The following is an 11996-nucleotide window of genomic DNA, read 5'->3' as shown; positions in this document are numbered from 1 at the left end:
ACTTCCGTCGCTCGCCGCGTCCGCCGGCTCGGCCGCCCGCGCGCCGTCGCTCGCCGCGTCCGCCGGCTCGGCCGCCCGCGCGCCCGCGCCGTCCGCCTCCGCGTCCAGCGCGCCCAACAGCTCCTCGGCCTCAAGCGCGCGGCCGGCACCGGCGAGCGCCTGGCCGAGTGTGAGCCGTGCGTCGAAGCCGCCGCCGGCCTGCGCCGCCGCGCGCGCGAGGCGCTCCGCGAGCGTGACGTCGAGCGCCGCGAGCGCATGCCGTGCGGCCCGCTCGAACAGCAGCGGATCGTGCGCGGCGCCCGACTCCAGCCGCCACGCCGCGACGCGCGGCAGGTCGCCGCGGCGATGCGCCCCGCGCGCCTCGAGCGCGTCGGCGAGCCGGCGCTGGATCGCGTCCAGCCGCGTGCGCGAGAGCCGCGCCCGCACGACCTCGCCGTGGAGCGGGTGCGCCAGGTCGACGACGCGCCGGCGGCGCTCGGCGCGCAGCTCGGTCAGCGCCTGGCGCTCCAGCGTCTCCAGCTCGTCGCGCTCGCCGGCCTCCAGCAGCTCCAGCTCCAACGGCGCGCCGACGGCGACCACCTCGAAGGCGCGCGCCGCCGCGTCGCTCAATGCCGCGAGGCGCGCGCCGACCAGCTCGCCGAGCCGCATGCCGGGCGTGATCGCGCCATCCCAGCGCCAGATGCCGCCGCGGTCGGCGAGCAGGCCGCGGTCGCGGCCAAAGAGCACCAGCTCGCGCAGGAACAGCGCGTTGCCGAGCGTCAGCTCCCACAGCGCGTTGACGGTGCCGCCGTCGACCGGGCCGCCGAGCGCGGCGATGAGCAGCCGGTCGACTTCGGCGCGCGTCAGCTCGCGCAGCTCCACCAGCTCGCACAGCTCGTCCTTCCACAGCGCGCGCAGCGCGTCCGGCACCGGCTCGCCGCCGCGCACGGTGACGACGACGAAGCCCTCGCCGGTCGCGGCGAGCTGATGGACGAGCGTCGCGGAGGCGGCGTCGAGCCAGTGGCCGTCCTCGACGCACAGCAGCAGCCGGCCGCCGCCGGTCCGCTCGACGAGCGCGTGGCGGACCCGTGCCAGCAGCTCCGCGCCCTCGCTCGGCGTCGCGTCGGCCGGCGGCTTCGGCAGGAACGCGGCGAAGGCGCCGAGCGGGATCGACGCCGCCGAGCGCGTCGCGCGCGCCCACTGCACCGGCCAGCCGCGCGCTTGCGCCAGCCGCGCCAGCTCGCCCGCCAGCCGCGTCTTGCCGACCCCGGCGGCGCCGGCGATGACCACTCCGGCGCTGGCGCTGTCGTCCGACAGCAGCGCGCCGAGCGCTTCCAGCTCACGATCGCGTCCGACGAGCGGCCACTCCACATGCTGGAGTCTGACTTCAGCCGGGGCGATTGGCCAGCGCGCGATAGCTCCGAAAGGAGGAACTCGGTCGGCTCCTTCGGCGGCTGCGAAGCGCGGCTGACCGGACGAGAGTGTGATGGGCATGGATCCAGCCCGTCACAGCCTCCCGCTGCCCGCGCGCTCATGCGCGTAGCGCTCATCACGCCGCGCGTGCTGCTGCGCGAAGGGCTTGCGCTGCTACTGACCGATGCCGGCCTCGATGTCGTCGCTCGTTGCGGCGACGCCGCTGAACTGGTGCGGCTGACGCGCGGCGGACCGGCACCGGACGTGACGATCGTCGACGTCGGGGACGCGCCGGGTCACGGAGAGGATGGCGTGCGCGCCGCGGCGGCGATTCGCGCCCAGCTCCCGGCGAGCGGGCTGCTCGTGCTCGCGCGGCAGGTTGAGGTCGCGCTCGCGCTGCAGCTGCTCGCGGGCTCGGCCGTGGGCGTCGGCTACCTGCTGGAGGGGCGGATCGACGCCGTCGGCGACTTCGTCGACGCCGTCCGGCGCGTCGGTGCGGGCGGCTCCGTGCTCGACCCGGGCGTCGTCGCGGCGCTGCGCCGCGACGGTCGTGGGGACGATCCGCTCGGCGAGTTGACGGCACGCGAACGCGCGGTGCTGGAGCTGATCGCGGCGGGCCGCTCCAACCACGGGATCGCGGAGCTGCTGGCGATCTCGCCGCGGACGGCGGAGAAGCACGTCTCCAGCATCTTCGAGAAGCTCGAGCTGTCGTCGGCGCGCGGCCGCTCGCGGCGAGTCCTCGCCGTGCTGCTGCGGCTTGGCGCCGCGGAAGGGGGGCCGCTAGGCGAGCGCGCCGGCCGGCAGCTGGTACCGGACCGGGGGACGGGCGGAGGCCCGCTGGGCGGTCGCGTCGGTGCGGAGGCCGTGAAGGCCGCCGCGCGCAGAGGCGCTGACGACAGCCGCTTCGGGCGCTCCACCACGGCCGAGAATCCACGCTTCGATCGCGCCGAAGTCGGATCCTGAGGCGATCAGCGCCGCCCGTTCAACGGCGTGACCGCCTGACGCGTGGGGACGCGCCAGACGGGTCACAAGCTGCTGAATCGCTGCTTCGTCGATCATCGGTCGCCCGCGGGCCTATCGGCCTGCGCGCGCTCGGCCGCCGCCGCGCGGCGGGCTGCCGCGCTCTCCTTCAGTCGCACCTGCTCTTCTCTGTACGAGGCGAGCTTGGCGGCTGCGTTGATCTGACGGCGGGTCGGCTCCGACGATCTCGGGGCCATCTCAGATCAGCTGCACGTTCGCGGCGCTGGGGCCCTTCGGGCCCTGCTCCGCGTCGTAGGAGACCTTCGCGCCCTCGGCGAGCGACTTGAAGCCCGAGCCGCCGATCGCGCTGTGATGGACGAACAGGTCCTTGCCCTGGTCATCCGGCGTGATGAAGCCGAAGCCCTTGTCGTCGTTGAACCACTTCACGGTTCCAGTTGCCACGGTAAACCTCCGGGCGTCATGTGCTGTGCGGAGCGCAAAGGGTGCTGAATGCAACGACTGCGAACGCTGGCACGTCTAAATATCTGGAGAGATCCAGATCAAGGACAGCCTACCGGTTCTGAGAGCGCCGCGAGCGAATCAGTCCGCGACGGCGTGCCGGCGGGGCCGTGCGAGCCAGCGCCGCAGCGCCACGAAGCCGACCGCGCCGCCGATCAGCGGCAGCCAGAAGAGGATCACGCGGTAGGTCAGCACGGCCGCCGCCGTCGCCGCGGCCGGGGCGCCGAACGCGATCAGCATGCCGATCAGGCCGCCGTCGATCCCGCCGATGCCGCCGGGGATCGGCAGCAGGCCGCCGAGCTGTCCGACGAGGTAGCCGAGCAGGATGATCGTGATGTCGACCTCGGCGCCGAAGGCGTGGAAGGCGGCCCACAGCACCGCGTTGTCGAACAGCCAGTAGCCGATCGCCCCGGCGAGCACGAGCGGGTCGCCCGCGCGCACGATCTCGACCGCCTCGCGCGAGCCGGCGACGACGCTGCGGCGTGTCAGCGCGGCGGCGTGGCGGGCGCGGCCGGCGGTCGCGGGCGGCGGCGCGCCCTCGCCGAGGCGCGGCAGCAGCAGCACCGCGCCGATCGCCAGCAGCGCGAGCGCGGCCGGCAGGGCGGTCAGCCACAGCGAGACCGGCGGGCCGACGAGGCCGAGCGCCATCACCGTGCCGAGCACGGCGACGGCGACGAAGTTGACCGAGCCCTTGATCAGGAAGAACGCGACGGAGCGGCGCGCGACCCGGTCGGGCTCCATCCCGTCCTGGACGAGCGCCCAGCCGCCGAGCGCGAGGCCGGCGGCGCCGCTGGCGGGGACGATCGAGCCCATCCCCAGCGCCGACCAGCCGATCCGGTGCGCGGTCGCCCACGAGCGCGCGCCGCAGAAGATCGGCCGGAACATCAGCACGTAGGAGAGGCAGGAGAGCAGCTGCAGCCCGACCGCGACGGCGACCCACGCGAGGTTCGCGTCGGCCAGCAGCCCGCGCACGTCGCCGAGGCCCGGGGCGAGCACCGCGACGAGCACGAGCGCGCCGATCAGCGCCGTCACCTGCGCCGCGCCCGTCAGCAGCCGGCGCGTCTCGAAGGCGCGCGGCGGAAGCGTCTCGGCAGTCGGTTGGTGGATCGCGCTCATCGGCTGGTTCTCGGCTCGGCGCGCTCCGGACGAGCGCGGTCCCGGCAGCCTCGCGAACCACGGTCGCTGGGGGAAGCCTGAAGGCTGGTGTGTGGGGATGGGGGTAGCCGCACCCCAGTGGCAGCTGTCGTCCATACAGGGAGTAGGACGGCGGCCGCCGCCGAAACTGAGCGGTCGGCGTCGTGGCTAGGGCGCGGCGATGCTGTCGGCGACCCCGCGCAGCGCCGTCGCGGTGCGGTCGGCAGCGGCGTATATCGCCGGCAGCCGCTCCTCGCTCATGCGCGCGATCGGGCCCTGGACGGCGATCGCGGCGATCAATCTGCCGCGGTCGTCGTAGACGGGCGCGCCGACCGAGCGGATGCCGAGGCTGCGCTCCTCGTCGTTGATCGCGAAGCCGCGCGCGCGGATCCGTTCGAGGTCGCGGTCGATCCGCGCCTGCGTCGTGAGCGTCGTGGTGGTGAAGCGCGTGTACGGCTCCGGGACCGAGATCCGCCCGTCGCCGAAGGCGAGCAGCGTCTTGCCCATCGCGCAGGCGTGGATCGGGTTGCGGACGCCCGGCTGGTTCTCGACCCGCAGCGGGTGGCGGGAGGGGATGCTCGCGGCGACGGCGACCTCGTCGTCGACGCGGACGCCGAGGTTGACCGTCTCGCCGGTCTCGTCGCGCAGCGCCTCGAGGTGGGAGACGATCGCTGAGAGGCCGAGCTGCTCGGCGGCGGCCCGGCCGAGCAGCACCGTCGCGAGGCCGAGCTGGTAGCGGTCGTCGGTCGGCGACTGCCCGAGCAGCCCGTGCGCGCAGAGCGAGCGCAGGATCCGGTGGGCGGTGCTGACGTGCAGGCCGACGCTCGCCGCGACCTCGGTCGCGGTCATCGCGCCGCCGCGCTCCAGCGCGCGCAGGATCGCGACCGCGCGGTCGATCGCCTGCGTCCCGGTCGGCGCCGCCTTCGGCGCGGCGGCGGCTTCGACCGCCGCGGGGGCGGCTTCGGCCGCGGAGTTCTGGCTCGGGGGCTTCACAAAGTCGACCGAATCAGTAGGCTATGCCATGTTGTGCAAATCGTTCCCACATTATGAGAAGGCTAGCAGGATGGTCGCAGTGATGAGCAGCACGTCGCGGTCGGTGTCTGAGGCGACGGTCGTGACCGCGCGCGAGCCCGCGTCGGAAGGCCGCTCGTGAGCGCGCGGATCGTCGTAGCGGGAGGTGGCATCGGCGGGCTGGCGTGCGCGCTGCTGCTGGCGCGCGCCGGCCACGAGGTGACGGTGGTCGAGCGCGACGCGTCGCGGGCCGTCGCGGGCGGCGACGAGGCATTCGCGGCGTGGGAGCGGCCGTCGGTGCGGCAGTGGGCGCTCGTGCACAACTTCTCCGCGCGCTCGCGCGGCCTGCTGGCGGAGCGGCTGCCAGACGTGCTGCAGCGCCTGCGCGACGATGGCGTCGAGGAGGTCAACCCGCTCGCGCTGCTGCTGGCGCCGGAGCGGCAGCGCCCCGACGACGAGCGCCTGACCGGGCTGCTCTGCCGCCGGCCGGCGTTCGAGCTGGCGCTGCGGCGCGCGGTCGAGGCGCAGGCGGGCCTGACCGTGCGCGTCGCGACGGTGGCGGGGTTGGAGTTCGCGGAGGAGGGTCCGGGCGCGGCGGGCGGCGTCGGCGCGGGCTCCGGCGACGCGGGCTCCCCGCCGCACGTGCGCGGCGTGCGGCTGAGCGACGGTGAGACGCTCGCCGCCGATCTCGTCGTCGACGCCGGCGGGCGCCGCACGCGCGTGCCGGCATGGCTTGCCGAGACTGGCATCGAGCTGCCGACCGCGATCCAGCCGTGCGAGCTGACCTACCACTCGCGCTACTACCGCGCCGCCCCCGGCGTGAGACCCGACTACCTCGGGATGCCGCGCGGCGACCTCGGCCACCTCTTCTACTGGACCTTCGTCGGCGACCACGGCACCTACGGCGCCGCGATCGGCGCGCCGCCGTGGGAGCCCGGCTACCTGCCGTTGCGCGACAACGCCGCGTGGGAGGCGCTCACCGCCGCGATCCCGCCGCTGGCGGCCTGGATGGAGGCGGCCGGCGGGGAGCCGCTCCACGACGTGCAGGTGATGGCCAACAACCGCAACCTGCGGCGCCGCTACGTCGTCGACGGCCGGCCGCTCGTCACCGGGCTGGTGGCGATCGGCGACGCGCTCGCGGCGACCAACCCGATGCGCGCGTGGGGCGCGGCGATGGCGCTGACGCACGCCTGCGCGGTCGCCGACGTCGTCGGCGGCGCGGGCGGCGGCGAGCGGCGTGGTGCGCGTGACGCCGCCGCGACCGCGCTCGCCTACGACGCCGCCGTCGCGGAGGAGACCGACCTCGTCTACGAGGTCTCCGCGGCCGCGGACCGCATCCGCACCCACCGTTGGAAGGGGCTGCCGATCCCCGCCTCCGACGCGCGCGCCGCCGAGGAGGAGGAGCTGCTCCAGCACGGCCTGCTGCCGGCGATCGGCAGCGAGCCCGAGCTGCTGCGCGCGCTGCTGCGCAGCATGGGCCTCGTCGACCGGCCCGACGCGCTCTTCGCCGACCCGGCGGTCCTCGCGCGGGCACGGGAGGAGCGGGCGCGCCGCGATCCCGCCGCGTCCGCGCCGGCCGGCCCCGGCCGTGAGGAGACGCTCGCGCTGCTGGCGGGCATCGCGCCGGCAGCGGGCGTCAGCCGCGAGGAGGCAGTCCGATGAGCGCCACGCCTATCGCCGCGCCGCCCGCGCCCCCGCCCGCGAGCACGGCGCCGAGCGCCCGCCGCCGCTGGCGCGGTCGCGCCGCCACCTTCGGCCGCCGCGCGCTCGTGCCGGTCGCGCTGCTCGGGCTGTGGCAGCTGCTCGCCGCCACGGGCCAGATCGACGTGCAGCTGTTCTCCTCGCCCACGCGGACCGCGAACGCGCTGTGGGAGCTGACGCTCGACGGGACGCTGCCGAGAAACCTGCTCGTCTCGATCCGCCGCGCCGCGCTCGGCCTCTTCTTCGGCGTCTCCGCGGCGCTGGTGCTCGGCGTCGTGACCGGTCTCTGGACGCTCGGCGAGGAGCTGATCGACTCGACGATCCAGATGGTCCGCACCGTGCCGGTCTTCGCGCTCACGTCGGTCTTCGTCGTCTGGTTCGGCTTCGGCGAGGTGCCGAAGGTCCTGATCGTCGCGATCGCCTGCTTCTTCCCGGTCTACATCAACGTCTTCGCGGGGATCCGCGGCGTCGACCGGGGCCTGCTGGAGATGGCCGGCGCGATGGGCAAGAGCCGCTGGGAGGTGATCCGCCACGTGCTGCTGCCGGGGGCGATGCCGCAGACGCTCGTCGGGCTGCGCTTCTCCTTCTCGATCTCGGTGCTGGCGCTCGTGATCGCCGAGACGCTCAACGCCACGACCGGCCTCGGCTACCTGCTGACGACCGCCCAGCAGTACGTCGACACCGACGTGATCTTCAGCTGCGTGATCGTCTACTGCATGCTGGGGATCGCGGTCGACGTGATCGTCCGCCTGCTCGAACGCCGCCTGCTGGCATGGCGCGCAGGGTTCGACGGCCGATGAGCGCCGTCGCGACGACCGGCGGCACCGCCGGCGGGGTGAACGTGCGCGGCCTGCGCCGCGCCTTCGGTGAGCGCGTCGTGATCGACGACCTCGACGTGCAGGTCAAGCCCGGCGAGTTCGTCTGCCTGCTCGGCGCCAGCGGCTGCGGCAAGACGACGCTGCTGCGCGTGCTGGCCGGGATCGACCGCGCCGACGCCGGCACGGTCGATGCCCCGTCGCCGAACGCCGTCGTCTTCCAGGAGCCGCGGCTGCTGCCGTGGAAGACGGTGCTCGACAACGTCCGCTTCGGTGCCGAGTCTGGCCGCGACGCGCGCCGGCGCGCGCTGGAGGCGCTCGCGGAGGTCGAGCTGGCCGGCCACGCCGACGTCTGGCCGATGACGCTCTCCGGCGGGCAGGCGCAGCGCGTCGCGCTGGCGCGCGCGCTCGTGCGCGAGCCGCGGCTGCTGCTGCTCGACGAGCCGTTCGCCGCGCTCGACGCGCTCACGCGGATCCGCATGCAGGAGCTGGTCGGGGAGCTGGTCCGCCGCCATCAGCCGGCGACGGTGCTCGTCACGCACGACGTCGAGGAGGCGGTGCTGCTCGGCGACCGCGTCCTCGTGATGGCGCAGGGGCGGATCGTGCGCGACGTCGACGCCAGCGCGATCGGGCGCGACGCCGCCTCGGCACCGGCGCTCGACCGGTTGCGCCGCGAGCTGCTCGGCGACCTCGGCGTCACCACCTAGCTGATCAATTCACCACCGCACGACCACGACAAGGACGACGATGACGATGAAGAGAACGACGCTGCGCGCGGTCGCGGCGACGGCGGCCGCGCTTGCGCTGGCGGTCGCCGGCTGCGGCTCCTCCGACGATGACGAGACGACCACGGCGGCCGCCTCGGCCACCACGGCCGCCGGCGCCACGACCGCCGCCCCCGATCTTGCCGGCACGAAGCTCGCGGTCGGCGTCGGGGCGACCAGCTTCTCCTTCCTGAAGGCGGCGAGAGAGTTCGACACGCCGTACGAGCTGGTGCCGGTCGACGGTGCGACGCCGAAGGACCTCGCCGCCGCCGTCGCCTCCGGCCGCGCCGACCTGCTGATGCTCGGCGACGTGATCACCGCCAGCCTCGCCGCCAACGACCTGCCGTTCACGATCGTCTACGCGCAGCAGCGCGCGAGAGACTTCTGCGGGATCCTCGTGCCGGCCGACTCGGAGGTCGAGACGGTCGAGCAGCTGAAGGGCAAGACCGTCGGCAACGGCGTCTCGACGGCCGGCGAGGTGATCGCGATCCGCGCCTTCCAGGAGGCCGGGCTCGACTACCAGAGGGACGTCAAGCGGATCGAGCTGGCGACGATCCCTGAGCAGCAGGCGGCCTTCGTCAGCGGCAAGGTCGACGCGCTCGCCGCCTGCACGCCGCCCGGCGGCGCGCTCGTCGACGCCGGCAGAGCGCGCTGGGTCGTGACCGGCGAGGGCGGCCTCTGGAACGCGCAGAACTACTGGGTGCTCTCCGACAAGGCCAGCAGAGACCCGCGGAAGGTCGCCGCCGCGATCGACTACCTGAAGCGCTTCAAGCGCTCGCTCGCCTACACCAACGAGCACACCGACGAGCTGCTCGCGGAGCTGTCGAGCGCGATGCAGGTGCCGGTCGAGCAGCTGCGCGGCTCCTTCGAGGACCCGATCGAGCCGGTCGCGATCGACGCCTCGGTGATCACCGGGCTGCAGGACACCTACGACGCGCTCGCGACGACCGACCGCGTGCCCAGAGGCAAGCAGCTCGACGGCATCTTCGACGACCAGTACACCGCCCAGATCGACGGATGAGAGGAACGACCATGGACGCCGAACTCGAGCGCAAGCTGCGCGAGCTGGTCGACAAGCAGGAGATCCGCGAGGTGGTGCTGCTCTACGCCCGCGCGCAGGAGCGGCGCGACGGGGCGCTGTTCGCCTCGGTCTTCCACCCCGACGCGATCTACGAGCACTACGAGATGCCGCCGTACCTGATCGACGGCGACCTCGACGGCTTCGTCGCCTTCGTCGAGAAGGCGTGGGCCGCCTCGCCGCTGAAGTCGAAGGGGCTGCACGTGCCGGACACGCTCACGGAGGTCGACGGCGACGAGGCGTTCGCGGAGTCGCACGCGCTCAGCCTCAACCCGGTCGACCAGGAGGGCGTGCGCCACGACTACCTGCGCACGCTGCGCTTCCTCGACCGCTTCGAGCGGCGCGACGGCGTCTGGAAGATCGCTCACCGGCTCGTGCTCTCCGGCGGCTACGAGCGCTGGGTGGCGGCGTCGCCGCCGCCGTTCGCGGGCGCGGCGAGCCCGGAGCTGCGCAGCGGCTTCTACCCGGACGACCCCTTCTACGGCATCCGCGAGCGGCTGCGGCCCGGGTCGGTCGCGCAGCGCACGACGGAGGAGCAGCCGTTCTACCTCAGAGACGCGGACGTGGCCGAGGCCGGCCGATGAGCGCTGCCGCCGATGCCGCGCGGGTCGCGGACCGCAGAGCGGCCGGCCAGCTGCGCGCCGGGGCGCCGGACGCCTTCGCGGCGTTCGCGCAGCTCAACGGCCACGTCGCCAGCGACGACGGCGAGATCCCCCGCCGCTATCGCGAGCTGATCGCGGTCGGGGTCGCGCTGACGACGCAGTGCACAACCTGTCTCGACGCGCATGTGAAGGCGGCGAAGCAGGCTGGCGCCAGCGAGCAGGAGATCGCCGAGACGACCTACATCGCCGCCGCGATCCGGGCCGGCGGCGCCGTCGTGCACGGGCGGCTCGCGCTGCAGCAGTACGACGCGGCGGAGGGGTAGGGCGGGTCAGCTGCCGCGCGCGTCGGGGCGCACGAACGCGAGCGCCTCGCGCGCGAGCGGCAGCCACTCGTCACGGCGGTCAGGGCCGAGCGTGACCCACTCGCGCATCGTCCGTCTGCCCATTCGCAGCGGCTCGGCGCCGCTCTCGATCAGCTCGCGGCAGCGCGCCGCGGGGAGCTTCACGACGAGCCTGCCGCCGACGAGCATCGCGGCGATCTTGCCGCCGACCTTGACGCCGGGGCCGCTGCCGAAGCCGGTCCCGCTCGTGGTGCCCGGCTCGCGCAGCAGCACCTCTTCGACCTCCGCGAACGCGCGCTCCGGCGTCGTCATCGGGCGAGCGTAGCTGTCACGCCGGCGACTCGGCGCGATGAGTTCCGCGGGCGGGGCCGGTCTCTGCTGCACGACCCCGAAGACTCGGAGGATGCGATGAGCGGCCAGACGGAGCAGGAGACGCAGGCGCAGGGCGCGGATGCGGGCGCTGGCGCTGACGCTGGTGGGATCCCGACGCTGTACGTCTGCCACGGCGACGACCAGGGTCCGCGCGTTCACCCCTGCAAGCGGGTGCAGGATGCGCTGCGCGAGGCGGGGATCGAGTACACGAGAGTGACGGGCGGCCACGGCCACCCGATCTCGTTCCTGCGCAGAGGCTCGCGCGAGCGGGTGCGGCAGGCGACCGGCGACGTCAAGCTGCCGGCGCTGGTGCTCGCCGACGGCACCGTCCTCACGCACTCGAAGGAGATCTTGCGGTGGGTCGCAGCGCAGGGCTGAACAGCGCGAGCGCCGCTCCCGCGACCGCCGGCAGCGCGACCAGCGGCAGGGCGCGCGCGGCGTGGTCATGCGCGAGCTGGCCGGCAGCGGCGGCGCCGAGCGCCAGCCCCGCGCCCTGGCCGGTCGTGATCCACGTGAACGCCTCGACCGCGCGGGCGGGCGCGACCAGTCGATCGAGCAGCTCGAAGAGGGCGACGTTCAAGACGCCGAAACCCGCGCCGGCCGCCGCTGCGACCGCGGCGAGGCCGGCGAGCGTCGGCGCGAGCAGGCAGAGCGGCAGGACCAGCGCGAGCGCGAGCGAGCCGGCGAGGTAGCGGGCGGACGCGTCGCGGGGACGACGGCGCGCGCGGCTCGGCGTACGACGGCGGCGCCTGCGCGTGAGCTCGCGCCCGCTCCAGAGCGAGGACGCGACGCTCGTCGCCGCGAACAGCGTCAGCGGGAGCGCACCGAGCGCTGTCGCGCGGCCGGCGGTCGCGGCGAGCGCCGGCGCCGCGACCTCCAGCGCGCCGAGCCACAGCCCGAGCGCGACCTCTGACGCGACGAGCGTTCGCAGCGCGCGGTTGGCGCGGAGGCCGCGCCCGCGATTCGAGCAGCGGAGAGTTTCCCACCGTGGTGGTGGGAAACCCTCCGGTGCTCTCGCGGGTCGCGCTGCGCGGGCGGTGGCTGGGCCGGAGGCGCGGGCGGCCGTGTGCGGTGCGGCGCGCGCGAGCAGCAGCGCGCCGCCGAGGACGCCTGGCACGAGCGCCGCCAGCGCGACGAGCGGGGAGACGAGTGCCGCCAGCGCGCCGGTCAGCGCCGGGCCGGCGACTTGCGCGGCGTCGCCGAGCGCGGCGTTGAACGCGTGGCCGGTGCGTGCCAGCTCAGCCCCGGCGACCCGCGGCCACAGCGCCCGCGCGGTCGCGATCAGCGGCGGCGCGCAGGCGCCGGCG

At 74.6% G+C, this 11996-nt stretch carries 14 protein-coding genes; 8 read left to right on the top strand and 6 right to left on the bottom strand.

The genetic code is table 11. The features are described from left to right. The coding region (locus R7226_RS29575; RefSeq protein ID WP_318601074.1) for an AAA family ATPase at positions 1 to 1350 on the bottom strand (1350 nt) is incomplete at its 3' end. On the opposite strand from R7226_RS29575, the gene R7226_RS29570 reads away from it, so the two are divergent. Further along, positions 1351 to 2355: a response regulator transcription factor gene (locus R7226_RS29570; RefSeq protein ID WP_318601073.1), complete on the top strand. Its 1005-nt coding sequence runs from the start codon at positions 1351 to 1353 to the stop codon at positions 2353 to 2355. It abuts the gene before it with no gap. Positions 2356 to 2610: 255 nt separating this feature from the next. Here the strand turns inward: R7226_RS29570 and R7226_RS29565 are convergent, their stop codons facing one another. The 3 genes from R7226_RS29565 to R7226_RS29555 form a co-directional block, all read right to left on the bottom strand. Continuing rightward, the gene (locus R7226_RS29565; RefSeq protein ID WP_318601072.1) at positions 2611 to 2814 is read right to left on the bottom strand and encodes a cold-shock protein; all 204 of its coding nucleotides are present in this window, start codon (positions 2812 to 2814) and stop codon (positions 2611 to 2613) included. A gap of 138 nt (positions 2815 to 2952) precedes the next feature. Then, positions 2953 to 3987 (bottom strand): flippase-like domain-containing protein, encoded by a 1035-nt coding sequence (locus R7226_RS29560; protein WP_318601071.1) that lies wholly within the window; start codon positions 3985 to 3987, stop codon positions 2953 to 2955. Positions 3988 to 4173: 186 nt separating this feature from the next. Next, the gene (locus R7226_RS29555) at positions 4174 to 4998 is read right to left on the bottom strand and encodes an IclR family transcriptional regulator (RefSeq protein WP_318601070.1); all 825 of its coding nucleotides are present in this window, start codon (positions 4996 to 4998) and stop codon (positions 4174 to 4176) included. Between the two features lie 156 nt (positions 4999 to 5154). On the opposite strand from R7226_RS29555, the gene R7226_RS29550 reads away from it, so the two are divergent. The 6 genes from R7226_RS29550 to R7226_RS29525 are packed head-to-tail and all read left to right on the top strand — an operon-like array spanning position 5155 to position 10299. Next, on the top strand, positions 5155 to 6678 hold the full coding sequence (locus tag R7226_RS29550; protein ID WP_318601069.1) for an NAD(P)-binding protein: 1524 nt from the start codon (positions 5155 to 5157) through the stop codon (positions 6676 to 6678). Further along, positions 6675 to 7517 carry an ABC transporter permease gene (locus R7226_RS29545; protein WP_318601068.1) on the top strand — a complete coding sequence of 281 codons (843 nt, stop codon included), beginning with the start codon at positions 6675 to 6677 and terminating at the stop codon, positions 7515 to 7517. Before R7226_RS29550 ends, R7226_RS29545 begins: the two co-directional genes overlap by 4 nt. Further along, entirely contained in the window at positions 7514 to 8239 is a 726-nt protein-coding gene (locus R7226_RS29540) for an ABC transporter ATP-binding protein (RefSeq protein ID WP_318601067.1), read from the top strand. Before R7226_RS29545 ends, R7226_RS29540 begins: the two co-directional genes overlap by 4 nt. A 46-nt stretch (positions 8240 to 8285) precedes the next feature. Then, positions 8286 to 9317 carry a PhnD/SsuA/transferrin family substrate-binding protein gene (locus tag R7226_RS29535; RefSeq protein ID WP_318601066.1) on the top strand — a complete coding sequence of 344 codons (1032 nt, stop codon included), beginning with the start codon at positions 8286 to 8288 and terminating at the stop codon, positions 9315 to 9317. 11 nt (positions 9318 to 9328) lie between these two features. Then, positions 9329 to 9958 carry a nuclear transport factor 2 family protein gene (locus R7226_RS29530; protein ID WP_318601065.1) on the top strand — a complete coding sequence of 210 codons (630 nt, stop codon included), beginning with the start codon at positions 9329 to 9331 and terminating at the stop codon, positions 9956 to 9958. After that, positions 9955 to 10299 carry a carboxymuconolactone decarboxylase family protein gene (locus tag R7226_RS29525; RefSeq protein ID WP_318601064.1) on the top strand — a complete coding sequence of 115 codons (345 nt, stop codon included), beginning with the start codon at positions 9955 to 9957 and terminating at the stop codon, positions 10297 to 10299. Before R7226_RS29530 ends, R7226_RS29525 begins: the two co-directional genes overlap by 4 nt. 6 nt (positions 10300 to 10305) lie before the next feature. On the opposite strand, the gene R7226_RS29520 is transcribed toward R7226_RS29525, so the two are convergent. Then, positions 10306 to 10629, bottom strand: a complete 324-nt coding sequence (locus R7226_RS29520) for a hypothetical protein (protein WP_318601063.1) — start codon at positions 10627 to 10629, stop codon at positions 10306 to 10308. Positions 10630 to 10725: 96 nt separating this feature from the next. On the opposite strand from R7226_RS29520, the gene R7226_RS29515 reads away from it, so the two are divergent. Next, positions 10726 to 11067 (top strand): glutathione S-transferase N-terminal domain-containing protein, encoded by a 342-nt coding sequence (locus tag R7226_RS29515; protein ID WP_318601062.1) that lies wholly within the window; start codon positions 10726 to 10728, stop codon positions 11065 to 11067. On the opposite strand, the gene R7226_RS29510 is transcribed toward R7226_RS29515, so the two are convergent. Next, the coding region (locus R7226_RS29510; protein ID WP_318601061.1) for a hypothetical protein at positions 11021 to 11996 on the bottom strand (976 nt) is incomplete at its 5' end. The two genes, R7226_RS29515 and R7226_RS29510, sit on opposite strands and share 47 nt — an antisense overlap.

Source organism: Conexibacter stalactiti, from assembly GCF_033542075.1.
Lineage (GTDB): Bacteria > Actinomycetota > Thermoleophilia > Solirubrobacterales > Solirubrobacteraceae > Conexibacter > Conexibacter stalactiti.
The sequence above is the reverse complement of the archived record's forward strand: the minus strand, read 5'-3'. Positions and strand labels throughout refer to the sequence as shown.

What these genes read in the sequence shown, in the direction of transcription:
- R7226_RS29570 (WP_318601073.1), top strand. Translation starts at nt 1,351, where the DNA reads ATGCTGGAGTCTGACTTCAGCCGGGGCGATTGGCCAGCGCGCGATAGC.
- R7226_RS29560 (WP_318601071.1), bottom strand. Translation starts at nt 3,987, where the DNA reads ATGAGCGCGATCCACCAACCGACTGCCGAGACGCTTCCGCCGCGCGCC.
- R7226_RS29545 (WP_318601068.1), top strand. Translation starts at nt 6,675, where the DNA reads ATGAGCGCCACGCCTATCGCCGCGCCGCCCGCGCCCCCGCCCGCGAGC.
- R7226_RS29540 (WP_318601067.1), top strand. Translation starts at nt 7,514, where the DNA reads ATGAGCGCCGTCGCGACGACCGGCGGCACCGCCGGCGGGGTGAACGTG.
- R7226_RS29535 (WP_318601066.1), top strand. Translation starts at nt 8,286, where the DNA reads ATGAAGAGAACGACGCTGCGCGCGGTCGCGGCGACGGCGGCCGCGCTT.
- R7226_RS29530 (WP_318601065.1), top strand. Translation starts at nt 9,329, where the DNA reads ATGGACGCCGAACTCGAGCGCAAGCTGCGCGAGCTGGTCGACAAGCAG.
- R7226_RS29525 (WP_318601064.1), top strand. Translation starts at nt 9,955, where the DNA reads ATGAGCGCTGCCGCCGATGCCGCGCGGGTCGCGGACCGCAGAGCGGCC.
- R7226_RS29520 (WP_318601063.1), bottom strand. Translation starts at nt 10,629, where the DNA reads ATGACGACGCCGGAGCGCGCGTTCGCGGAGGTCGAAGAGGTGCTGCTG.
- R7226_RS29515 (WP_318601062.1), top strand. Translation starts at nt 10,726, where the DNA reads ATGAGCGGCCAGACGGAGCAGGAGACGCAGGCGCAGGGCGCGGATGCG.